The organism is Luteimonas viscosa, assembly GCF_008244685.1.
In the GTDB taxonomy this organism is placed as follows: Bacteria; Pseudomonadota; Gammaproteobacteria; order Xanthomonadales; family Xanthomonadaceae; genus Luteimonas; species Luteimonas viscosa.
The window spans coordinates 3,069,946-3,093,941 of sequence record NZ_VTFT01000001.1 but is presented as its reverse complement, the minus strand read 5'-3'; the positions used below and the strand labels follow the sequence as shown (position 1 = coordinate 3,093,941).

Annotated in this window: 16 protein-coding genes and 2 tRNA genes; 7 read left to right on the top strand and 11 right to left on the bottom strand. The window is 65.2% G+C overall.

The window, feature by feature from the left end:
* Positions 1 to 50: 50 nt before the first annotated feature.
* Positions 51 to 1,550 carry an MFS transporter gene (locus FZO89_RS13730; protein ID WP_149103784.1) on the bottom strand — a complete coding sequence of 500 codons (1,500 nt, stop codon included), beginning with the start codon at positions 1,548 to 1,550 and terminating at the stop codon, positions 51 to 53.
* Between the two features lie 345 nt (positions 1,551 to 1,895).
* On the opposite strand from FZO89_RS13730, the gene FZO89_RS13725 reads away from it, so the two are divergent.
* The 4 genes from FZO89_RS13725 to FZO89_RS13710 all read left to right on the top strand — a co-directional run bounded on the left by FZO89_RS13725 (position 1,896) and on the right by FZO89_RS13710 (position 8,181).
* The gene (locus FZO89_RS13725; RefSeq protein WP_262378720.1) at positions 1,896 to 3,467 is read left to right on the top strand and encodes an alpha-glucosidase family protein; all 1,572 of its coding nucleotides are present in this window, start codon (positions 1,896 to 1,898) and stop codon (positions 3,465 to 3,467) included.
* A gap of 155 nt (positions 3,468 to 3,622) precedes the next feature.
* Positions 3,623 to 6,388, top strand: coding sequence for a TonB-dependent receptor (locus FZO89_RS13720; RefSeq protein WP_149103782.1), 2,766 nt, complete (start codon positions 3,623 to 3,625; stop codon positions 6,386 to 6,388).
* Positions 6,389 to 6,511: 123 nt separating this feature from the next.
* A complete protein-coding gene (locus tag FZO89_RS13715; RefSeq protein ID WP_149103781.1) occupies positions 6,512 to 7,447 on the top strand; it encodes an aminotransferase class IV in 936 nt (311 codons plus the stop codon).
* Complete coding sequence (locus FZO89_RS13710) at positions 7,444 to 8,181, top strand: sulfotransferase-like domain-containing protein (RefSeq protein ID WP_149103780.1); 738 nt, start codon at positions 7,444 to 7,446, stop codon at positions 8,179 to 8,181. The genes FZO89_RS13715 and FZO89_RS13710 overlap by 4 nt, the downstream gene beginning before the upstream one ends.
* Before the next feature lie 43 nt (positions 8,182 to 8,224).
* On the opposite strand, the gene FZO89_RS13705 is transcribed toward FZO89_RS13710, so the two are convergent.
* Together FZO89_RS13705 and uvrB are read right to left on the bottom strand one after the other, a co-directional pair.
* Positions 8,225 to 8,299: transfer RNA gene (locus FZO89_RS13705), tRNA-Val, on the bottom strand.
* Positions 8,300 to 8,446: 147 nt separating this feature from the next.
* Complete coding sequence (gene uvrB / locus FZO89_RS13700; protein WP_149103779.1) at positions 8,447 to 10,480, bottom strand: excinuclease ABC subunit UvrB; 2,034 nt, start codon at positions 10,478 to 10,480, stop codon at positions 8,447 to 8,449.
* 150 nt (positions 10,481 to 10,630) lie between these two features.
* Between uvrB and FZO89_RS13695 the strand changes: the two genes are divergently transcribed.
* Both FZO89_RS13695 and FZO89_RS13690 read left to right on the top strand, forming a co-directional pair.
* A complete protein-coding gene (locus tag FZO89_RS13695; RefSeq protein ID WP_187471156.1) occupies positions 10,631 to 11,161 on the top strand; it encodes a GspH/FimT family pseudopilin in 531 nt (176 codons plus the stop codon).
* A gap of 59 nt (positions 11,162 to 11,220) precedes the next feature.
* Positions 11,221 to 11,297 (top strand) — tRNA-Asn (locus FZO89_RS13690).
* A 51-nt stretch (positions 11,298 to 11,348) separates the two neighbouring features.
* Here the strand turns inward: FZO89_RS13690 and FZO89_RS13685 are convergent.
* From FZO89_RS13685 to FZO89_RS13660, 6 genes are read right to left on the bottom strand one after another with little or no spacing between them, the layout of a single operon-like run.
* Positions 11,349 to 11,798, bottom strand: coding sequence for a type IV pilin protein (locus FZO89_RS13685; protein WP_149103777.1), 450 nt, complete (start codon positions 11,796 to 11,798; stop codon positions 11,349 to 11,351).
* Positions 11,799 to 11,803: 5 nt separating this feature from the next.
* A complete protein-coding gene (locus tag FZO89_RS13680) occupies positions 11,804 to 15,487 on the bottom strand; it encodes a pilus assembly protein (protein ID WP_262378664.1) in 3,684 nt (1,227 codons plus the stop codon).
* 29 nt (positions 15,488 to 15,516) lie between these two features.
* The gene (locus tag FZO89_RS13675) at positions 15,517 to 16,068 is read right to left on the bottom strand and encodes a pilus assembly PilX family protein (protein WP_149103776.1); all 552 of its coding nucleotides are present in this window, start codon (positions 16,066 to 16,068) and stop codon (positions 15,517 to 15,519) included.
* Between the two features lie 8 nt (positions 16,069 to 16,076).
* On the bottom strand, positions 16,077 to 17,003 hold the full coding sequence (locus FZO89_RS13670) for a prepilin-type N-terminal cleavage/methylation domain-containing protein (RefSeq protein WP_187471155.1): 927 nt from the start codon (positions 17,001 to 17,003) through the stop codon (positions 16,077 to 16,079).
* Between the two features lie 17 nt (positions 17,004 to 17,020).
* The gene (gene pilV, locus FZO89_RS13665) at positions 17,021 to 17,527 is read right to left on the bottom strand and encodes a type IV pilus modification protein PilV (protein ID WP_149104182.1); all 507 of its coding nucleotides are present in this window, start codon (positions 17,525 to 17,527) and stop codon (positions 17,021 to 17,023) included.
* Between the two features lie 25 nt (positions 17,528 to 17,552).
* The gene (locus FZO89_RS13660; RefSeq protein WP_149103775.1) at positions 17,553 to 18,089 is read right to left on the bottom strand and encodes a GspH/FimT family pseudopilin; all 537 of its coding nucleotides are present in this window, start codon (positions 18,087 to 18,089) and stop codon (positions 17,553 to 17,555) included.
* 171 nt (positions 18,090 to 18,260) lie between these two features.
* On the opposite strand from FZO89_RS13660, the gene FZO89_RS13655 reads away from it, so the two are divergent.
* Positions 18,261 to 19,295, top strand: coding sequence for a sensor histidine kinase (locus tag FZO89_RS13655; protein ID WP_262378663.1), 1,035 nt, complete (start codon positions 18,261 to 18,263; stop codon positions 19,293 to 19,295).
* Positions 19,296 to 19,306: 11 nt separating this feature from the next.
* Here the strand turns inward: FZO89_RS13655 and ppnN are convergent, their stop codons facing one another.
* Together ppnN and FZO89_RS13645 are read right to left on the bottom strand one after the other, a co-directional pair.
* Positions 19,307 to 20,701 (bottom strand): nucleotide 5'-monophosphate nucleosidase PpnN, encoded by a 1,395-nt coding sequence (gene ppnN / locus FZO89_RS13650; protein ID WP_149103773.1) that lies wholly within the window; start codon positions 20,699 to 20,701, stop codon positions 19,307 to 19,309.
* 100 nt (positions 20,702 to 20,801) lie between these two features.
* Positions 20,802 to 23,981, bottom strand: a complete 3,180-nt coding sequence (locus FZO89_RS13645; RefSeq protein WP_149103772.1) for a TonB-dependent receptor — start codon at positions 23,979 to 23,981, stop codon at positions 20,802 to 20,804.
* Between the last annotated feature and the right edge of the window lie 15 nt (positions 23,982 to 23,996).

Here is a 23,996-nt window from a genome sequence, read left to right as displayed (position 1 = left end):
CGCCGGAAAGCAGATCCCTCACTGCGTTCGGGATGACATTGCGGTGAGTATCATCGAAGCGACGAAACCGGACCGGCCTCGCTCCCACGCGGTAGTCGCACCAGCAGCACGCACAGCCCCGCCACCACCAGGCTGGCGCCGCCGAACATCAGCACGCGCATCGGATCGCCGCCGAGCACGTGCGCCAGCAGCACGCCCAGCGTGCTCACGGCAACCAGCTGCGGGATCACGATGAAGAAATTGAAGATGCCCATGTACACGCCCATCTTCGCCGCCGGCAGGCTGTCGGACAGCATCGCGTACGGCAGCGACAGGATCGAGGCCCAGGCGAAGCCGACGCCGACCATCGACAGCAGCAACCATTGCGGATCGCGGATGAAGGCGATCGAGACCAGCCCGAGGCCACCGAGACAGAGGTTGACCAGGTGGCTGGCACGCAAGCCAAGGCGTCGCGCCATCCACGGGATCGCGATCGCCGCCAGCGCGGCGAATCCGTTGTAGGCCGCGAACAGCACGCCCACCCAGTTCGCGCCCTCGTTCCAGGCCGCCGAGGCGGTGTCGGCGGTCCCGTAGTGCACGCTGGTGACCGCGGCCGTGGTGTAGATCCACATGCAGAACAGGCCGAACCAGGAGAAGAACTGGACCACGGCGAGCCGGCGCATCGTGGCCGGCATGTCGTGCAGGTCGGCCGTGAGCGAAGCGAGCATCGCGCCTTCGCGCAGCGACGGAGCGACCAGGCGCAGCAGGCCGTAGGCGAGCGGCAGCGAGGCGAGCACGTAGAGCAACCGGTCCCAGCCGGCTTGCCAGATCAGGACGATGCCGATTGCACCGGCGAGCAGCCATGACAGACCTCCCGTGGCACCCGGCACCTTGGCGTCGTCACGGGGCGGCCCTTCGGGCTCGGCATCGTCGAACGAGCGCAACACCTCCGGCGGATACTCGCGCGAGCGCAGCACGGTCCACAGGATGGCGAGGAACAGCACCGCGCCACCGGCATAGAACGCATAGCGCACCGTATCGGGCACCTCGCCCGGGCCCGCGGTATTGGCCACGCCCGCCTTCGCCAGCAGCCACGGCAGCAGGCTCGCGACCACCGAGCCCACGCCGATGAAGAAGCTCTGCATCGCGTAGCCCGTCGGCCGCTGCCGCGGCGAGAGCTGGTCGCCGACGTAGGCGCGGAACGGCTCCATCGACACGTTGAGCGAAGCGTCGAGGATCCACAGCGTGCCGGCGGCGATCCACAGCTGCGGCGAGTTGGGCATGACGAACAGCGCAAGCGTCGAGAACACCGCGCCCCAGAGGAAATAGGGTCGCCGCCTCCCGAGTCGTGTCCAGGTACGGTCGGAGAAGTAGCCGATCACGGGTTGCACCAGCAAGCCGGTCAGCGGCGCGGCGATCCACAGCCCCGGCACCTGCTCCATGTCCGCGCCGAGCGTCTGGAAGATGCGGCTGACGTTCGCGTTCTGCAACGCGAAGCCGAACTGGATCCCGAGGAACCCGAAACACATGTTCCAGATCTGCCAGAACGACAGCTGCGGCTTGCTCGCCATCCGACCCGCACTCCCCGTTGCGACGCGCGCATTGTCCACGGAATCGCGGGGCCTGTCCCTGCGGCGATGCAACAGCGACCGCTGCATCGGATGCGCACCGGAACAGCGAAAAACCGCTTGTTTCCTGCCTCTTCAACGCGCGCAGGCATGGTCGTGCGCCCCACCGCCGCGCCTGGGCATGCATACGTATTCATCGAGAAGAGCGCGCCGGCGCCGGCTTGGATGGCCGGCCGTTGTGGAATAGTGGCGCCCGTCGAAACGGGGTCGGGGTGCAAGGTGGCGGCAGGGAGGGCGGACGACTGGTGGCGCGGCGCGGTGATCTACCAGATCTACCCGCGCAGCTTCATGGACACCAATGGCGACGGCGTCGGCGACCTGCCCGGCATCATCGAGCGCCTCGACCATGTCGCCAGCCTCGGCGTCGACGCGGTGTGGATCTCCCCGTTCTTCCGCTCGCCGATGGCCGACTTCGGCTACGACATCGCCGACTACCGCGACGTCGATCCGCTGTTCGGCACGCTCGACGACTTCGACCGCCTGCTCGCCAGGGCGCATGCGCTCGGCATCCGGGTGATGATCGACCAGGTGCTGAGCCATACCTCCGACCAGCACGCCTGGTTCCGCGAAAGCCGCCAGAGCCGCGACAATCCGAAGGCCGACTGGTACGTCTGGGCCGATCCGAAACCGGACGGCACCCCGCCGAACAACTGGATGTCGCTGTTCGGCGGCGTCGCCTGGCGCTGGGAACCGCGACGCGAGCAGTACTACCTGCACAATTTCCTGGCCTCGCAGCCCGACCTCAACTTCCACAACCCGGACGTGCAGGCCGCGACGCTGGACAACGTGAAGTTCTGGCTCGACCGCGGCGTCGACGGCCTGCGCCTGGACGCGATCAACTTCTGCTTCCACGATCGCCGGCTGCGCGACAACCCGCCCAAACCCGTTGAACTGCGCGCGGGTCGCGGTTTCAGCACCGACAACCCCTACGCCTACCAGTACCACCACCACAACAACACGCAGCCGGAGAACCTGCCGTTCCTCGAAGCGCTGCGCGCCCTGCTCGACCGCTATCCGGGCGCAACGACGCTCGGCGAGATTTCCTCCGAAGACTCGCTGGCCACCACCGCCGAGTACGTCACGCCGAACCGCCTGCACATGGGCTACAGCTTCGAGCTGTTGACCGACGAGTTCAGCGCCGCCTACATCCGCGGCACCGTCGAGCGGCTGGAAGCGGCGATGACCGAGGGCTGGCCGTGCTGGGCGATCTCCAACCACGACGTGCAGCGCGCGGTCTCGCGCTGGGGCGGCCCGGACGCGGGTCCGGGGCTGGCGAAGCTGCTCGTCGCTCTGGTGTGTTCGCTGCGCGGTTCGGTGTGCCTGTACCAGGGCGAGGAACTGGGGCTGCCGGAAGCCGAAGTGCCGTTCGAGTCGCTGCAGGATCCATACGGGATCGCCTTCTGGCCCAACTTCAAGGGTCGCGACGGCTGTCGCACGCCGATGCCGTGGGACGGCGGCGCGAACGCCGGCTTCACCAGCGGCACGCCCTGGCTGCCGGTGCCGGCGCCGCACCTCGCTGCCAATGCCGGGCTGCAGGCGGCCGATCCGGATTCGGTGCTGAACGGCGTGCGTGCATTCCTGCATTGGCGGGATGCGCAACCCGCGCTGCGCGAAGGCAGCATCCGCTTCATCGATGCGCCCGGCCAGCTCCTCGCCTTCATCCGCGAGAGCCAGTCGCAGCGCGTGCTGGTGGTCCTCAACCTCTCGCCGACGGCCGTATCCATGGCGTTGCCGGACTTCGCGCGAGGCGCCGTGCCTGTCATCGGCCACCGCCTCGCCGAGGGAACGCTCGATGCACGCGAACTGCGCCTGCCGCCGCATGGCGCCTGGTACGGCACGTTGCCGCGCGGCCGGGCATGAGCGCGCCGTTCCTTCGATGAATACGTATGCAGCGCAGCGCGCGCCCCTCGGTGCGCGCCTACCATTGAATCCAGCCCAAGACGCACCCGACGCGCGGCCATGACCGCTCGCGACAAACGCATCCACACACCGCAACAGATCCTTCGGGAGGGGACATGTTGAACCCACGACGCAACCTGCTGAGCCTCGCGCTCGCATCCGCCATCGGCTTCGCCGCGACATCCGCGAATGCGCAGACCACCGAACCCGACGAGGCCGACGACGCCACGCCGACCGCGACCACCGAGACGTCCGAGCTCGATACGGTCGTGGTGCGCGGCATCCGGCGCGGGATCGAGGACGCGATCTCGGTCAAGCGCGATTCCACCTCGATCGTCGAGGCGATCTCGTCGGAGGACATCGGCAAGCTGCCCGACGTCAGCATCGCCGAGTCGCTGGCCCGGCTTCCGGGCCTGTCCGCGCAGCGCGTCGCCGGCCGCGCCCAGGTGATCAGCGTGCGCGGGCTCTCGCCCGACTTCTCGACCACCCTGCTCAACGGCCGCGAGATGGTGAGCACCGGCGACAACCGCAGCGTCGAGTTCGACCAGTACCCGTCGGAACTGATCAGCGGCGTCACCGTGTACAAGACGCCCGACGCGCGCCTGGTGGGCCAGGGGCTCACCGGCACGCTGGACATGCAGACGGTGCGGCCGTTGAACTTCGACGAGCCGGCAGGCGTCGTCAGCATCCGCGGCCAGCACAACTCGCTGGGCAATGCGGCGGACGCATCCGGCTACGGCGAGCGCATCAACGCCAGCTACATCACCCGTTCCGACGACCGGCGTTTCGGCTTCTCGATCGGCTATTCGCATTCGGACACGCCGATCCAGGAGAACCAGGTGGGCCTGTACGAGCCCTGGCAGCCGATCGGCGACGGCTGGCGACCGGGCGTGCCCACCGGCACCTACTACTCCGACGGCATAAAGGCCCTGCGCCGCACCGGCAATACCGAGCGCGACGGCGTGATGGCCACGCTGCAGTTCCGTCCCTCCAACGCCTGGACGAGTACGCTCGACCTGTTCTACTCGGAGGCCACGCAGGTCAGCACCGCGAACCAGTTCGAGGTGCACATCGGCGACTACAACGGCGGTTACGGGCGGCTCGAGGTCACCAACCCCTCGATCAACGGCGACGGCACCTTCACCGGCGGCGTCGCCAACAACGTCTATCCGCTGGTGCGCGGCATGTACAACCACCGCGAGGACGAGATCAGCGCCTTCGGCTGGAACAATGCCTTCAACCTCGGCAGTGTCGAACTGGTGGCCGACGTCAGCTACTCCAAGACCGAGCGCGACGAAGTGCTGCTGGAGAACAACACCCAGCTCCTGCCCGCGCCGCAGCTCGATTCGGTGGCGCTGGACTTCCGCAGCGACGGCTTCTCGCAGCTCGATCCGGGCCGCGACTATTCCGATCCCGGCTCGCTGTACCTGACCAACACGATCTACGGCTCCGGCTACGGCAAGACGCCGCGGGTGGAGGACGAGCTGCGCGCGTTGCGTCTCGACGCTTCCGTGCCGGTGCCCGAATCGCTGGGCTGGCTGGTGGATGTCGATCTCGGCGTCAACTACGCGGACCGCCAGAAGAGCAAATGGCAGCCCGAGGGCAACATCAACCTCGGCGCCCAGGGCGAGACCACGATCGGTGCGGACCTGCAGTACGGCCTGGTCGACCTCGGTTTCGCGGGCGTGGGCATGATCCCTTCCTGGAACGTGCCGGCGGCCGTCGCGCGCTACATGAGCTTCATTCCCGTCGACAACCTGTCGTACCTGATCCCCAAGGCATGGCGGGTCGACGAAGAGATCACGACCGGCTATGCGCGTGCGAACATCGACACGCAATGGGGCAGCGTGCCGGTGCGCGGCAACTTCGGCGTGCAGGTGCAGCGCGTGGACCAGTCCTCGACCTCGCGCTACTGGGATTCGACCCGCCCCGATGGCGACAACGTGCAGCCGATCACCCGCGGCAAGGAATACACCGACGTCCTGCCCAGCCTGAACCTGGCGTTCTCGCTGACGGACGACCAGACCCTTCGCGTGGCCCTGGCCGAGCAGATCGCGCGTCCGCGCGTGGACGAACTGCGTGCATCGCTGGAGTTCGGCGTCAATACCGCAACCGGCGAGCCGGGCGGTTCGGGCGGCAACCCCGAACTCGATCCCTGGCGTGCCTACGCGTTCGACGTGTCGTACGAGAAGTATTTCGGCGAGCGCGCCTACGTGGCCGCGGCGTTCTACTACAAGGACCTGCGTACCTACATCTACACCGAGTCCCGCGACGGCTACGACTTCAGCGACCTGCTGGTCGACTACGTGCCTGGCCCGAACGAGCCCCCGACCCAGACCACCGGACGCTTCACCGCTCCCTACAACGGCGAGGGCGGATCGCTGCGGGGCCTTGAGCTGACCGCGTCCCTGCCGCTGGATCTGTTCGCGCCAGCGCTCACCGGCTTCGGCATCGTCGCCAGCGCCAGCTTCAACGACAGCGACATCACCATCCCGCCTCCGCCCAACGCGCAGAGCAGCGTCGGCAGCGAGGAGATCATGCTGCCGGGCCTGTCGAAGCGCGTGTACAACCTGACCGCGTACTACGAGCGCAACGGATTCGAGGCGCGGATCAGCCAGCGCAAGCGTTCGGACTTCGTCGGCGAGATCGGCAACTTCGACGGCGACCGTACCCTGCGCTACGTGGTGGGCGAGGACATCACCGACGTGCAGGTCAGCTACGCCTTCGGCGACCACACCGGCCTGGGTGGCCTGAGCGTGCTGTTGCAGGCGAGCAACATCACCGACGAGTCCTACCGCACCTACGCCGGAACCAGGGACCGCCCGCTCGAGCACATCGAATGGGGTCGCACCTGGCTGCTGGGCCTGAACTACCGCTTCTGATCCGGCGCCCCGGCGCACTTGCACCCCTGCCTGGCCCTCCCCCAGGCAGGGGTTTTTTCTGCAGATGTCCGCCCTGTCGCCGACCCCGCCGAGGCCTTACCATCGTCTCCGGAAGGAGGCGCCATGACCACGGGCTCGCAGCACGCCGCGGACGATCCGCGCAACGAACACATCCTCATCCACGTGAACGGCGCGCTGAAGCCGCGTGCGGAGGCCGTCGTATCGGTCTTCGACAGCGGCTTCGTGCTCGGCGACGGGGTATGGGAAGGGCTGCGCGTTTCGGGCGGGCACCCGGTGTTCCTCGAAGCCCATCTCGACCGCCTGTACGAGGGCGCGAAGGCGATCGCGCTCGACGTCGGCCTCGACCGCGAAGGCCTCACCCGCGCGATCTACGACACCCTCGCCGCGAACGGCATGCACGGCGACGGCGTGCACGTGCGGCTGATGGTCACGCGCGGTCCGAAGCGCACGCCCTACCAGGACCCGCGCGTCACCGCCGGCCCCGCGACCATCGTCATCATCCCGGAGTACAAGACCGCCGCGCCGGAAGCCGCCGAACGGGGCCTGTCGCTGTTCACCGTGCACGTGCGCCGCGGTTTCCCCGACGTGCAGGACCCGAAGCTCAACTCGCACAGCAAGCTCAACTGCATCACCGCCTGCATCCAGGCCTACACCGCGGGCGCCGACGAGGCGCTGATGCTCGATCCGCATGGCTTCGTCGCCACCTGCAATTCCACCCACTTCTTCATCGTGCGCAAGGGCGAGGTCTGGACCTCGACCGGCCAGTACTGTCTCGGCGGCATCACCCGCGCCAACGTGATCGCGCTGTGCCGCACCAACGGCATCCCGGTGTTCGAGAAGTCCTTCAGCCTCACCGATGCGTATGGCGCGGACGAGGCCTTCGTCACCGGCACCTTCGCCGGCGTGGTGCCGGCACACTCGATCGACGGCCGGACGATCCGCGACGGCCGCGGACCGATGGTCGAACGCCTGCAGGGGCTGTACCGCGACCTCGTCGCGCGCGATATCGCCGACCGCCAGCCGCCGGACCGGGCATGAAGCCGCCGTTGCGGATCGCGATGTGGTCCGGGCCGCGCAACATCTCCACCGCGATGATGCGCGCCTGGGAAAACCGCGGCGACTGTTGCGTCAGCGACGAGCCGCTGTACGCGCATTACCTGGCCGCGACCGGACTCGACCATCCCGGGCGCGCGCAGGTGATCGCCGCCGGCGAAACCGACTGGCGCAAGGTGGTGGCCGCGCTCGCCGGCCCCGTGCCCGGCGGCGCCCGGCTCTGGTACCAGAAGCACATGACCCACCACCTGCTGCCCGGCATGGCGCTCGACTGGATCGACGGCCTGCACAACGTGCTGCTGATCCGGGATCCGCGCGAAGTCGTGGCCTCCTACGTCAAGTCGCGGGCCACGGTGACAGCGACCGACATCGGGGTGCTGCGACAGGTGGAGTTGCTGGAGCGACTCGAAAGCCGCGGGCGGACGACGCCGATCATCGACGCCGGCGACTTCCTGCGGGCGCCCGAAGCCCACCTGCGCGCCCTGTGCGACCACCTGGGCATCGCATTCACCGCGCGGATGCTGCAGTGGCCCCCCGGGCCGCGTGCCAGCGACGGCCCGTGGGCGCCCTACTGGTATGCGCGCGTGCTGCAATCGACCGGGTTCGAGCCACCGGCCGCCCCCGGGATCGCGCTGTCCGGCGCGCACGCCGACGTAGCGGAAGCCTGCCTGCCCGCCTACCGGCTGCTGCATGGGCGCAGGATGCGTCCCCAGGCATGATCCCGGCACGGCCTGTCGATCCGGGGAGCCACGCCGTCCGGCGTGGTGGGCGGTACAGGGTTCGAACCTGTGACCCCTACCATGTCAAGGTAGTGCTCTACCGCTGAGCTAACCGCCCAAAGAAACAACGCTGTCGGGCACCGCCCGACGATCACTTCCCCTCTCCCGCCCACGCGGGAGAGGGCAAAGGGTGAGGGCCCGCCATCGCGGCGGGAGGCGAATTCTAGCCGAAGCCGGGGCCTGTTGCCATCCTCGGGCCGTCCGTTCAGCCGGCCAGCGTGGCGTCCTTGACCCTGCGGATCTCGTCGCGGACCCGCGCGGCGTCCTCGAACTCCAGGTCCCGGGCGTGCTGGTACATCTGCTGCTCCAGCGCCTTGAGCTTCGCCGCCAGCTTCGCCGGGTCGAGCGCGGCGTAGTCCTCGGGCGCGTCCGCCACCCGGCGGCCACGACCGGCCGCGGCACGCGCGGCCGCCGGCTCGTCGCGGGCGCCCTCCATGACGTCCATCACCGCGCGCACCACCGACTGCGGCGTGATCCCGTGCTCGGCGTTGTACTCGACCTGCTTCTGCCGCCGGCGGTCGGTCTCGTCGATCGCCCGCTTCATCGAGTCGGTGATCCGGTCCGCGTACAGGATCGCCTTGCCGCGCAGGTTTCGGGCGGCGCGGCCGATGGTCTGGATCAGCGAACCGGTGGAGCGCAGGAAACCCTCCTTGTCGGCGTCGAGGATCGCCACCAGCGAGACCTCGGGCATGTCCAGGCCCTCGCGCAGCAGGTTGATGCCCACCAGGACGTCGAACTTGCCAAGGCGCAGGTCGCGGATGATCTCCACGCGCTCGACGGTATCGACGTCCGAATGCAGGTAGCGCACGCGCACGTCGTGCTCGCCGAGGTACTCGGTGAGGTTCTCGGCCATGCGCTTGGTGAGGGTGGTCACCAGCACGCGGTCGCCCATCGCCACGCGCTTGTGGATCTCGCCGAGCAGGTCGTCGACCTGGGTCGCGACCGGGCGGATCTCCACCTCGGGATCGATCAGGCCGGTGGGCCGCACCACCAGCTCGACCACCTGCCCCTCGGACTTCTCCAGCTCGTACTTGCCGGGCGTGGCCGAGACGAAGATCGTGCGCGGCGACCGCAGCTCCCATTCCTCGAACTTCAGCGGGCGGTTGTCCAGCGCCGAGGGCAGGCGGAAGCCGAACTCCACCAGCGTCTCCTTGCGCGAGCGGTCGCCCTTGTACATCGCGCCGACCTGGGGGACGGTCACGTGCGACTCGTCGACCACCAGCAGCGCGTCGGGCGGCAGGTAGTCGAACAGGCAGGGCGGCGCCTCGCCCGGCATGCGCCCGGTGAGGTGGCGCGAGTAGTTCTCGATGCCGTTGCAGTAGCCCACCTCGGCCATCATCTCCAGGTCGAACTGGGTGCGCTGCTGCAGGCGCTGCGCCTCGACCAGTTTGTTCTGCCCGTAGAACTGTTCCAGCCGCGGCGGCAGTTCCTCCTTGATCGCGTTGATCGCATCGAGCACGGTGCGGCGCGTGGTGACGTAGTGCGACTTGGGATAGATGGTGTAGCGCGCCAGCGAGCGCCGGGTTTCGCCGGTCAGCGGATCGAACTGGGTCAGCTTCTCGATCTCGCCGTCGAACAGTTCGATGCGCAGGGCCTCGTCGTCGGATTCGGCCGGGTGCACGTCGATCACCTCGCCGCGCACGCGATAGGTGCCGCGGCGCAGCTCGGTGTCGTTGCGGGCGTACTGCATCTCGGTCAGCCGGCGGATCAGTTCGCGCTGGTCGATGCGCTCGCCGCGCACCATGTGCAGCACCATCTTGAAGTATTCGTTGGGATCGCCCAGGCCGTAGATCGCCGAGACCGTGCAGACGATGATCGCATCGCGCCGCTCCAGCAGCGCCTTGGTCGCCGAAAGCCGCATCTGCTCGATGTGCTCGTTCACCGAACTGTCCTTGTCGATGAAGGTGTCGGTGGACGGGACGTAGGCCTCGGGCTGGTAGTAGTCGTAGTAGCTGACGAAGTACTCGACCGCGTTGTGCGGGAAGAACGACTTGAACTCGCCGTACAGCTGCGCGGCCAGGGTCTTGTTCGGCGCCATCACCAGGGTCGGCTTCTGCACCGCCTGGATCACGTTGGCGATGGTGTAGGTCTTGCCCGAGCCGGTCACGCCGAGCAGCGTCTGTCGTGCCAGGCCGCTCTCGAAGCCGTCGATGAGCTTTTCGATGGCCTGCGGCTGGTCGCCCGCCGGCTGGTAGGGGGCGGCGAGCTGGAATGTGGCGGGATGGAGCGGATTCGTCATGGCGGGCCGGGGGCGGGCGATCCAGTCTAGCGAACCATTGTTGATGGGGACGGGTGCGGGGTTTTCCTACCCCGGATCTCGCTGGGGTCCGATGCCGCCGTTCGCGGCCGCGAGCCATGCTGAACGTCCACAGCCATGGAGGGCAATGTGATGCGTAGGAAGGTACGCGGTTTCACCCTGGTCGAACTGCTGCTGGTACTCACCATCGTGGTGGTCTGCGCCACGGTGGCGCTGCCGGCGATGGGCGGGCTGCTGGAGCGGCAGCGCGCCGGCGCGGCGATGGGGGCCTTGGCGACCCAGATGCAACTGGCCAGGATGGCCGCGATCACGTACCGGCAGGCCGTGATCCTGTGCCCATCCCGGAGCGGCATCGCATGCGACGCCGCCGAGGACTGGAGCGGCGGATGGATGGTCTTCCTCGATCGCGATGGCAACCGCCAGCCCGACTCCGCCGGGGACATCCTGCGGGTCGAGTCCGCTCCCACCAGCCGGACCCTGCAGTTGCTGGGAACGACCGGCCGCACGCAGCTTCGCTACCTGCCGGACGGCCGCAGCACGGGCACCAACCTGACCATCTCGGTATGCACTGGCGACGGGGCCCTGCTGGGCGCCGTGATCGTGAACAACGCGGGCCGCCCGCGCACTTTCCGGCCGGCCGCCCCGGCTGCGTGTCCCGGCTGAACCTCAGGCTCCCGCGCCGGGTTGCCCGTGCACCGGACGCCGTCTACAATTCCATGCCCGCCCGAATAGCTCAGCCGGTTAGAGCACTTGACTGTTAATCAGGGGGTCGTTGGTTCGAGTCCAACTTCGGGCGCCAACAAAAAAGCCGCGGCACTGTCGCGGCTTTTTTGCTTCCGCGGAGCGGGCGCTACCAGCAGGCCGCAACCGTACCGGAAGTTTGCGTCCTTACGCCTTGCGCGTTGATCGAGAGCGTTCCACAAGTTGCATCGGGCTGCCTCGCGGTGGGGGCGGCCTGAATCACGAATGTCCTGGCGGCCGGTGCGCCCGTGAAGCCGATGTTATAGAAATTGGCCAAGGCTGGATCACACGTCGGTCCTGGTGCGCCGACGTATGTCAGCCGGGTAGTGAAGTAGCGCTCCATGAACTGGGCATGTTCCTGCAGGCACGATGCCGCTCCGGTCCGGCGGGCCTTGATCAGATAGTCCATGTACGCCGGATATGCGATCGCGGCAAGAATCCCGAGCACTGCCACGACAATCATCAGTTCAACCAGTGTGAAACCCCGGTCGCCCCGTCGCGCGCGCGCGCGCGCCTTGGCGTCAATCACCAGATCACTCCAAACTACTGGGCTATTCATCGAGTCTAGTTCCTGATCAGTTCACGCCAAGACACACGCCTCAAATCACTTCCCGATGCATTCGTCTGGATGATGGCACTGCCGCCATCGTCGAGGCTGGTGTACATGATGTCGCCCAGGAAGATAGGATTGTTGGGACTGCTGTCGTACCCGATGCCGGAGACTGGCACGCCATCCAGCGTATCTCCTGCATCCACATGGCCGTCACCCGTCACATCGAAGAAGCCGGACGACAGTCGCCCACCCGTGAACGGGTCTATCGCCATCGTGAAGCCCTTGCCGCTTGGGCTGCATACGTCGTTTGCGTCCGGGATACGGGTGGTCCCAATCAGGGCGAGCCCCTGGAAGAAGTTCGGAACCACCATGCGTTCGCCCTGCGCTACGCCTCCCGGCGGAAGAAGATCCATCTGCCAACCATTCGTACCAGGCGTTGTGATCTGCTCGATGACCCGCACATCGCGCCCGCCTACGACGCCCTCGTCGAGGACTTCCACCTCTGCAAGGCCGTCAGTGATCGTGACTCCGCGATCGATCAGTCCATACCAAGTCTGCACGTCCTTGTTCGACAGGTCAGCTGAATTCAGATAGCGTCCCGTACCGAAGAACAACCACGTCTGCAAGGTTCTGGGATTCCTTGCCACCAGCGGTGTCACCGTGATCGGCTTGGAGTCTCCTGCGGCAAACAACAGGGTCGCCGTTCCCGCAGCGAGGTTGAACTTCCACAGGTTGCCCCTCAGATCGCCGGCATAGGCAGTATCGAAGATTCCATTCCCCGAAGTAGACCAGGCATTGATGCCGGACAATCCGTTGTCGCCACCCACACCGGTCGTAATGGAGGACACCATCCCCGTCCCCAGGCCGATGCTCACCAGCCTCGCTTCCCCATCGGAACTGTTTGGACCATTGCCAACCAATACACGCCAGTCATTCGAGGCAACCTGCGCAACGATGGGCTGCCCAAGGTTGTTGCCAAGCTCGCTCGCGGTGCGCTCCCAAAGCAATGAAGGGGAAGCAGGATCGGTCACGTCCAGCGCGAACACGCTCTTGCCGCCGCGCCCCATTGTGCCGACGACAACCGTGCGCCAGCTGGTTCCGTTGAACCAGTCAGCCGCCGTCAACGCACCGTCTACCGTATAAGCGTGCTCATAGTCCGGATCGGTGTATCCACCCTCTCCATGAAGCTTGGACATGCCTTCCGTCGGCACGAAGGCAAACAGCTCGGCACCTGTATCGGCGTTGAAAGCGTGCAACATACCGTCGTTCGCCCCCACATAGATCACCGGCGTCCGCGTGGCCTGCCCCGCTGCAAAACCGGCGTACGCACTCGCGCCGGGGAATGTCTGCCCCGCGAACAGGCGGCCGTTCGGCGCGCCGACAAACGTCGGCTGGGAATTGACGATATCGCCGAGAACGCTCCGACGATCTCGGAAATCGCCGCCATTACTCTGCTCCTCCGAACGATCCCCGCGCAGATAATTCACAACTTCCGACGAGAGGCCAGCCACAGCACCCTCAAAGGCCGCCATTGTGCCGCCATTATTGTAGAAGACCTGCCGCGCACCAGGCGTTGCGTTCGTCGGACCCCACTCGGGAAAATTATCTGTCGCCGCCCATGTTTCGGTCAACGCCCCGGTAGTGACGTTGACATCGAAAGCGCGAAGCTCGCCACCCCACTCATTGTTCTGCCCGGTCACGAACTGCGCTTGGTACGTCTGCGCGCCATTCTCCAGTCGCGTGGTGTTGCTCGCAAACGAACTCGCAGAACCTTCCATCTCGGCCAAAAAGCTCTCGAACGCTTCGCGCAGGCTCGCCACCATCTTGTCCGCTTCACTGGCCACATAGAAGTTGTCCGGACGGGGGTAGGCGGTCACGGCTGTAGTGACATCACCATTGGCCCCACTGACCAGGTACTCATTGGAACCGTGCCACCAAGCCTGATTGAGGCCCGTGGTTTCCAACGGATCGAACCCCTCTGGCGCTCGGAACCCACCATACTTGGCCGCTAACCAGTACTGGTTGTCGGATTTTGGTTCGAGGCGCTGATTCTCACGCACATCGACCCAGTACGTCGAAAGTGTCTGACGTCCCGCACTGTTCGCCTGCGCCTCATTGTCCGGCCGCAAATCGTTCGTGTTCGCGTAATAGGCCAAGCCCGCAATGTAAGCAGAGTTGCCGCGTCCGCTGAAAACATCCTCCGCCTCTTTGTTGATCGACTCAAGATCAAAAATCTTCTGGGTATACGTCCTAGCCAGGGCGAGATCATCCGCTGGCGTGGTCGGTATGTTGCGGTCCTCGTGCGTGTAAACGTCACCGATCCCCAATGCCGCGTTGACCTGACAGGCATAACGAATGGGATCATCCCAATCCGTGATCACCGGGAATCCGTCCGCTCGATTGTAATTCACCCCACTGGTGTAGCTTGCCAAGTTACCCTGACCCCGGAAATAGCGAAGCGCAGCATAATAGAGCTCGCTTACCGGATCGTTGCCCTTCGGGTCCTGCGCAGTCATCTGCCCAAACTTGTTGAGGTAATTGATGACACCACTATCGGCCACGTCATAACCAGTGGCGGTCGCATCCGTGCTGTCTGGATTTCTCACCAGCACACCGGTTTCAGGGTCCCACTCCCGGTTGGCATTCGCCAGCGTCCCCAGTTCCGGATAGTGCGTATTGGGACCTACATACTTCTGGCGCGCGCGCATCACGCCACCATTGCGCTGGTTGCCAGTTTCATTCATGAAGCCGAAGATGCTGTAGCGAATGCGCTCCGAGTACTCCTGAATCAATCCTTCTGGCTTCCAGCCCTGGGAATACTGCTTGCAATTGGCTTCGACGCCCACCGCCGGATCGCATACCTTGACCCTCACGCTGACCTCATAGACTGTCCCTGCATCACCCTGGACAGCTGGCACAGTGACAACCCAACGCTGCCACCGATTTCCCCGCCGCACGCATCCCGGCTGAGGGCCAGAGCAGTTTTCCCACCGACCTTCCTCAGGCGAGCTATTCACCAGCGGATGCTGCTCTGGGTTGTAGGGGACCGGCGTACTGTCCAGATTGCCTGATGCGCTGAACCGCATCTTGTTTCCAAGGCCCTGGATGCGTACTGTCAAATTGTTCCAGCTCGCAGGCGTCAGGTTTTCTACGAGCGCGGAATCGCTACCACTGTTGGGCAGTCGACGGTTCGGATAAAGCGTGTAGCCCGGCGCATGCCTCGCCTTCTCGAGCCAGGTTTCATCTGCTTCGTCCTTGACGCGATATCCACCGGTCAGCGCCGACCTGAACGGATCGATGGTCTGGGTGGCGGCCCAGTTCAGGTAATTGCCACTCCATTGCCCTTCGGCCGTGCAATTGAATCCATTCGCAGCGCCTGCGGGAGAGAAATGCCGTTCGGCTTCGGTCGCGCTGTACTGATACTCGTAGCACTTTCCAGGATCGAAGTAGCCGGAGTAACGGCGATTCGTGGCATAGCTTCCTATATTCGCCTGGCTGTGGATCGTGGGGTACTCCACCGACGGCACGAGAGCCAAGTTGCCGGGCACGTCGCTCCCGAGGTAAAGAGGCCTCTGATCAATCTCCACAGAGAGCGCGGATACCGAACTCACAACCGCGAGCAGGCCCACCAAGAATGCCGATGCACGGCTGCGCAGGGAACGACCACTGCACGCTGACATTGTGCTTGAACTCATGACATTTCCCCAATGAATCCTGGTTGCGCCTACTTGATAACGATATTGGAATGAAGCACGACCACAGAACGATCTGCGGCAACGGCAGGATCATGGCTGCGCGCAATGACTCGATAGAATGACTCCAGCGGCACTCCACCCCCACCACCGTACTGATTGGCGCCCGCGCTGAAGCCGAGGTTTAGTTCGTCCGTACTGTCGCGCTGGCCTAGAAACTGAATGAAGTACTGCGGCGCGCCTGCGGCCAGCTCCTGCGTTGCCGTGCCATCGACCCAGTCGGGGTTGGCTCCACCCGTGTACGTATCGGCCGGAGGAATGGGACACGACGCGCCAACAGCGCTGCAGTCCGTCCCGATCGGGGTACCTGCCAGTACGGCCTGTCGCACTGCCAGCTCAGCCTCGCGCAATGCAGATTCCGCTGACTGGAACGCGAGGCTGCGATCGTACATGTTCGCGCTCATGCGTTCCCTCAAGAGCGTGCTGCGGATGCCAGCCAACCCCACAATGGTCATCACCACCAACACGATCATCACCACGAGCAAGCTCACGCCACGCTGAGAACGCTGGCTGACGGATTTCATATACGAACTCATGGCGTCCTGTTCCTGAGATTGACGACGTGCTCCAGCCTGCGCACCAGCTGGCTGTCATCCGTTCCGACCGCATCACTGCTCTGCGCCGTCAAGACTATCCGCAGCGATGAAACCAGTTGCCAGTTGGTGACGCCACCCGCATCGACATAGCTGCCGGAATCGGAACCCTGCAGGTACTGAACCTGCATGTTCTGGACACCTTCAACCATCTCTTCTCGCGCTCCGCCATTCACAGCGCGGAAAAGGGAGCGGCCTCCGTTCGCGTTGTCCGCAACAAACCACCGCACTCCACGCAAGCCGCTGATCACAGAGTTCTGTGCATACAGATAGGCAGGTGCAGTCCCATCACATGGGGCAGGGAGCACATTCAGGATGTCACTGCAGTTGCCGGTGTGGGAATGACTGATCGTGTTCGCCCCCTCGTCGACACCACCGGCCCTGAAGACTGCGAGCTGACGCATATCACATGCCATGAGAACGTCATTGGCTTCAAAATCCACTGTATCGTCGACCGAGAACACCGTACCGACGTGGCTGACCACGTTGACGACCTCTTCACCCATCAACAACAGCTGGACGGCGTCCGTCGCAGCTGCGCTACCCGCTAGTGCGCCATTGTCAAAACCCCTCAAGGGCTGCGCCCAGTTGGTCCACCAATTAGCGCCCGCCTGATCTGCCACGTTGGCAATCGGCAGATTGACGTCACAGGGATTGCCGCCAGCTTCGCGAAGATCCCGCGCCATCAGTTCGAAGCCAAACTGCATGCTCTCCTGCACGCGACCCAGCCCCTCGGTTGTCCGATAGGTCCGCTGACTGGAAAGGAAAATCCCCGTCACGGCGCTCAGCACAACCAGACCGATCACCATCGCGACCATCAGTTCGATCAGCGAGAACCCACGCTGCTCGTTTGGCGTGTATGCCAACACATGTCGATTGCCACTCATAGCCGCGCCACCGTCTGCACCTGCCGCTGCGCTCCACCTTCGGCATTCGCCGCGTCAGCAGCGGCTGCATCCACCGACCGGGCCCGGGTGTCGTCCCACTGCACTGTGATCGTACAGACACCCGCAGCGCAAACCACCTGACCGCATGTTGTGCTGTCGTTCACCGGATCTGCACTCATGCCATCCTTCAGGGAAAGTATCCACTGACGAAGATCCGTTTCCGCCAACGACCCCGCTGGCGGGATCTCACACTGCATGCTTGCAAGATTGTATGCCCCCGAAAGGGCCGCATCTCGGTTGGCACGCATCGCGTCGAGGATCGAGTAGGAATAGGCAACGATCTGGCTTCGTTCCAGCGAACTCTGGCCGTTTCGGAGCGCCATCGACTGCATCGCTGCAATCCCAAGCAAGGCAATGCCCAGGATCAGGACAGATACCATGACTTCAATCAGGCTCACGCCATGCTGACTTCGCCGCCGCGATGTAGTCCTCGAAATTCTCATTGGTTTCATCATGATCTCGTCTGCACTAGGGACAAGCACCCGCACCAACGGCCCGCGTGCTTGAGACGCGAGCCGCTGACGTGAGCCTTACCACACGTTGATTCTCGGACGGCAGGTTCGTGGGAATGCAGATGTTGACGGCCGTGTTGACTGCCGTCACCGCGAGGCCGTTAGCGCCATAGGTGATTCGCGCTGCCGCGGAGCTCACCTGCACCGGAGGTCTGACCTCGTGAACTCTTAGCACCGTAGCGTCAGACTCCAACACGGTGAGCCAATGATTCCAGGCCCCTCCGCACGCCGCTCCATCTGCGCTGCCGCAGACTGAAACGCGTGCATTCCTGCGAACCGCCTCACTGCGCGCGAGCTGGAGCGACGTTGTCAGCTCGTCAGCGCTGGAGTTGAGCCGGCTTCCGTTGATGATGGAAGTGAATACCGGGTACCCGATCGCCGCGAGGATTCCCGCGACAGCAAGTACCACCGCGAGCTCGATCAGGGTGAAGCCTGACAGCGGCCGTGACCATCCGGCGGGCCCCCGTCGACCTTCAGCGGTGACACTATGCATGCACGACATCCCCCCACTACGGATGCCGTACCGTAGCCCTACGCCAGCCTCAACTCCAGCCCCCGGTGATGAACGGCACGATGAGCCGGCTGGGTGGCTAAACTCCCCAGTTGCAGCGGACTCCTTGACGCACCTGTACTTGGACAGATGCCAGCCCTTTCGAGGCCCAACATGCCTTCTCTGCACGCCGATCTCAGACCGCTGGATACTCTATGGCGAGCCGGTACGATTCTTAGGCTGGTGGCGGCCGGCGAGGCGCTTGCCGTGGTCCTGGCGCTAGCCCCGGGGATGCTGTCGGATCGGCTCGCCTACTTCGGCATCGTGTCGTTCGCGATCCAATGGATCTCGCTGAGTTCCCTGGGTCTGTTGTATCTCGGACGCAGGAAGCTCGCCGAGGCCTCGCCCATGCGCGTTGCCCAGACTGCATTGGGCGCGTTGTTATTGAGCACATGGCTTGTCAGCGGGTTGGCTTGGCTATTCTTGCACGATGTCAAGCTCACCCCTGGGGGCGGCTGGCTTTCTTATGTGACACGGGTATCTGTGATCGCGTTGACAGTCGGATTGCTGGCATTGGCGGCTTTCCAGAGCTACTGGCGCACCCGCCAGCTGGCGGTGCGCGCCAAGCAGGCGGAACTCGATGCGCTGCAGGCGCGCCTGCGGCCGCACTTTCTGTTCAACGCGCTCAATACCGGGATCGCGCTCGTGCATGCGCGGCCGGAGGCCACCGAGCGGCTGCTGCTCGACCTGGCGGACCTGTTCCGCGCCGCGATCTCGGGTCGCGAACGCGTGTCGCTCAGCGAGGAGCTGTCGCTGACGAAACGTTACATGGAGATCGAGCGACTGCGCTTCGGCGACCGGCTGGAGGTCCACTGGGACGTGCCGGAATCCGATGACGGACTGCGCGGGATCGAGATTCCGCCACTGTCGATCCAGCCGCTGGTCGAGAACGCGATCAAGCACGGCATCGAACCGTCAAGGACCGGCGGGCGGGTATCGGTCGTGTTGCGGCGGACACCCGCGGCGGTCGCCATCGACGTCCGCAACTCGCTGCCTTCCGAAGTCACCCCGTCATCGGCGGGGCACGGCATCGGCCTGAGCGCGGTGCGCTCGCGCATCCAGGTCTTCACCCATGGCGAGGGCGGCGTCGAGACCCGCGTGGAGGACGGCCAGCACACCGCCACGCTGACCCTGCCGACGCAGGCCTGAAGCCACGTACCTCAGGCCGTCACCTGGTAGCAGGGCCGGTACTCGCCCGAGATCTTCATCCGCCGCTGCTCGACGAAGGCGCGCAGCAGCGCGTCCAGGGCCTGCATGATGTCGTGGTCGCCGCGGATCTGGAACGGGCCGAACTGCTCCACCCGGCGCATGCCGTCTTCCTTGACGTTGCCGGCGACGATCCCGGAGAACGCGCGGCGCAGGTCCGCGGCGAGGTCCTGCGGCCTTCGGCCGTGGCGCAGGTCGAGCGCGGCCATCGCCTCGTGCGTCGGCACGAACGGCTGCTGGTAGGGCAGCGGAATGTCCACGCCCCAGTTGAAGTAGAACGAGTCCTTCTGCGCGATGCGGTGCTCGCGCACCTTGCGCACGCCCGCGGTCATTCGTTTCGCCACCTTTTCCGGATCCGCGACGATGATCTCGTAGCGTGCCGCAGCGGACTCGCCCAGGGTCAGGCGGATGAACTGGTCGATGCGTTCGAAGTACGGCGCGGCCGGCGTCGGGCCGGTGAGGATGAAGGGGAACGGGAGGCTGGCGTTCTCCTCGCGCAGCAGGATGCCGAGCAGGTAGAGGATCTCCTCGGCGGTGCCGACGCCGCCGGGAAACACGATGATGCCGTGGCCGAGCCGGACGAACGCCTCCAGGCGCTTTTCGATGTCCGGCATGATCACCAGGTGGTTGACGATCGGGTTCGGCGATTCGGCGGCGATGATTCCCGGTTCGGTGATGCCGATATAACGCGTGCGCCGCTTGCGCTGCTTGGCATGGGCGATGGTCGCGCCCTTCATCGGCCCCTTCATCGCGCCCGGGCCGCAGCCGGTACAGATGTCGAGTCCGCGCAGGCCGAGCTGGTATCCGACGTCCTTGGTGTACTGGTATTCCTCGCGGCCGATCGAATGACCGCCCCAGCACACCACCAGGTTCGGCTCGATCGGCTGCAGGATGCGCGCGTTGCGCAGCAGCCCGAACACCAGGTCGGTCAGCGCGGGGGAGGTTTCGAGGTCGGTACCGGGCTCGGGCCCGAGTTCGATCGCGGTGTAGGCCAGGTCGCGCACCACGGCGAACAGCAGTTCGGCGACGCCGCGGATGATCTCGCCATCGACGAAGGCCATCGCCGGTGCATTGATCAGGTCGATGCGCACGCCGCGGTCCTGCTGCAGCACCTGGATGTCGAACGAGGGGTACAGCTCCTGCGCCGCGCGCGGGTCGTCCGAGGCGCTGCCGCTGGTCAGCACCGCCAGCGCGCAGCGGCGCAGCAGGTCGTGCATGCCGCCGGCGGACGCGTCCTTGAGCCGCGCGACCTCGTCGCGCGAGAGGATGTCCAGCCCGCCCTTGGGATAGATCCGGGCACTCACCACCGGCAGCGCCGTCGCCGCCGTCTCGCTCTCGTGGTTCTTCATTCGCGGTCTCTCGTTCGGGACGAGACTGTAGCGCAAGCCGCTCCGGAAACGGAAACGGCCGGGTTTCCCCGGCCGTTTCCTGCTTCGTCGGAACCTTCGATCAGAACTGGTAACGCAAGGTCAGCATGGCCGACCAGCGCGACACCACGCGCGACGGGTACGAGCCGGCGGCGTCGTACGGGGTCAGTTGCTCCCAAGTCGGGCGCTCGGCGGTGCCCAGGTCGTAGGTGTAGGTGCCATCTTCGTTCACCGCCGCCAGCCGGGCGAGGTAGCGGGTGTTGTCGGAGAAGGTCTCGCCCATCGTCTCGCCCCAGTCGCTGTCGATCAGGTTGAGGAAGTTGTAGATGTCCAGCCGGATCACCGACTTGTGCTCCCTGAAGAAGCCGGGGAGCTCCTGCTGCAGGCTGACGTCGAGCTGGTTCACCCAGGAGTAACGGTCGCCGTTGCGGTTGGCGATGCTGCCGCGACGCGAGGCCAGGTACGGGTTGTTCGAGATGTACTCGTGGAACGCCGTGATCTGTTCGGGCGTGGCCGATCCGTAGCTGACGATCGGATCGTCGACCATGGGAATGTACGCCGGATCCTGGAAGATGCCGTCGCCGTTGGTGTCGCCGTTGACGGTCCAGGTGTAGGGCAGGCCGGAGCGACCGTTGTAGAAGGCCGAGACGCTCGTCATGTAGTTGCCGAACAGCGCCTTCTCCCAGCCCACGCTGAGCTTGATTGAATCGCGCACCATGCGGCCGGCACGGGTGGAGAACTCCTGGTTCGGGTTCACGCGCGAGACGTACTGGTAGCTGGAAAACGCCTGCGAGCTGCCGTCCGAAGCCACTTCCTCGGCGTCGGTGAAGGTGTAGCTGAGGCTGCCGAACCAGTTGTCGGCCAGGGGCTTGTTCAGGGCGAACGTCACCGAGGTGGCCGAACCCTTGTTAGTGTTGCCCATCACCGTGGAGTTGGTGGTGAAGCCCGGGTTGGCGCCGCAGGTGCGGTTGCTGCTGCTCGTGCTGCCGAGCTCACACCAGAAGTACTGGCGGCCATCGGCCAGCGTGCCCTGTGCCGGCCCCAGGTTCAGCGCCTGGTAGAACACCGCATCCTTGGCCTGGATCTGCTGCGCCTCGATCGTACCGATCAGGCCCATCCACGGCAGTTCGGCGTCGTAGCCGAGGCTGAACTTGTAGACGGTCGGCAGCTTGAAATCAGGATCGATCGAGTCGACCTGGTAGCGGGGCGCACCGGAGGCGCCGTCCGGGACGTTCTGGTTGTAGGGATCGGGACTGAACGGGGCATCGTCCGGATCGAACGAACGGTACGACACCGAGGTCACGCCGTTGTTCTGGTACGGGTTGGCCAGCCACACGAACGGCGGGATGCTCTGGAACACGCCGGCGCCGCCGCGAAGCTGCGAGTAGCGCTCGGTGTCGAACGCGTAGTTGAACGACAGCCGCGGCATGATGACCTTGTTGTCCGAACCCAGCTTGTAGTCGTTCGGGAAGCCGAAGGCATCCTCGAAGCCGGGGGTGCGGACCGGCGCCTTGTCGGCCCTGGGAATGTTCACGCGCACGCCGTAGGTCAGCGACAGCTGGTCGGTGACCGCCCAGGTGTCCTGCAGGTACGGACTGAATTGGCTGTAGACCAGCGCGGCGGCCGTATCGGCTTCGGTGAAGCCGGGGGACGGACGACGCAGGTTGTAGACGTCGTAGTCGCCCGCGGCGAAGTCGTCCACGCTCTCGAACACGTACGAGCCGTGCAGGTCGCGACCGTAGAGGTTGAACACGTCGTGGCGCAGGTACTCGAAGCCGCCCTTGATCGTATGGTTGTCGGCGTAATAGGTACCGAACGCCGAGAGCGTGTAGCGTTCGGTGTTGATCTGGTTCTCGTGGCGGTTGTTGTCCTCGCCGATGAAGATCGAGCCGCCGTCCGCGGTCTCGATCTCGACTTCCGGCTGGTCGATCGGGTTGCCGTTGACCTGGTCGAACTTCTGGTGGCTGAGCTTGACCTCGGTGGAGAAGTTCTCGTTCCAGTCGCTGAACAGCTGCAGCGAGGTGTTCTTGGTGATGTTGTCGATGTTGTACCAGTGGCTCGACAGCACGACGGTGTCGGAGAACGCATCGTACGGCGAGGGCCGGAACTCTTCGGTCTGCTGGTAGGTCAGGCTGGCGCGGTGGTAGTCGTTGATGTTCCAGTCCAGCTTGACCAGGGCACGCTTGTTGTCGAGGTTGACGCCACCGGAGTCGCGGGTGCCGGGCTGCAGGCCCAGGGCCGTAGCGGCCGCGATCGCATCATCCAGCTCGTCCTGGGTCACGAACCCGTTGGTCAGGCCGTCGGCCGTGGACGCGCCGCCGAATTCGGTGATCTCCTGCTCCTCGTACGAGGCGAAGAAGAACAGCTTGTCCTTCACGATCGGGCCGCCGATGGTGAAACCCATCGTCTTGTCGGCGTCGAACAGGTCGTAGTCTTCGCCGTCGCGGCTGCCGACCATGTCGCCGGCGTTCTTGTACACGTAGTACACGGAACCGTGGAACTCGTTGGTGCCCGACTTGGTGACCGCGTTGACGGTGGCGCCCACGGTGTCGGCCGCGACGTCGTAGTCGGCGACCTTGATGTCGTAGGCGGCGATGGTGTCGATCGAGATCGGGCTGCCGGTATAGGGCATGCCATTGCTGTTCAGGCCGAAGGGGTCGCCTTGCGACAGGCCGTCGACCGAGATGGTGTTGTAGCGGTTGTTGACGCCGGCCACGGAGATCGCGCCGCTGGCCTGGTCGGTGACCGAGATGCGCGGGTCGAGACGCGCCACGTCGTCGAGCGAGCGGCTGCTCTGGGGAATGATCTCCAGCTGGCGGCCGCTGACCGACGTGCCCACGCCCTTGTTGTCCGGGTTGAAGGTGTCGAACAGGCGCGATCCCGTCACCGCCACGGTGTCCAGCGTGGTCGTATCGCCCGACAGCTGGGTGTTGACCGCGGTGACCTGGTTCAGCGAAAGGTAGACATTGTCTTCGGTGCGCGTGCCCTCGCCCGACTTGGTGACGGTGATCTCGTACGGACCGCCGACGCGCAGGCCGCGCGCGTTGTAGCGGCCGGCTGCGTCCGTGGTTGCCCGGCTGACCGTGCCCGACTCGACATGGGTGATGACGACTTCGGCGCCTGCGACCGGCTGGCCACTGTCGTTGGTGACGAGGCCGCCGACGCCCGCGGAGGTGCTCTGGGCGAAGACGGGCGCCGCGGCGAGGGCGGCGATCAGACCGATCGACAGTTTGGACAGTCGGACGCGGTTGCGGTGGGTCATGGTGGAGGGCCTCGA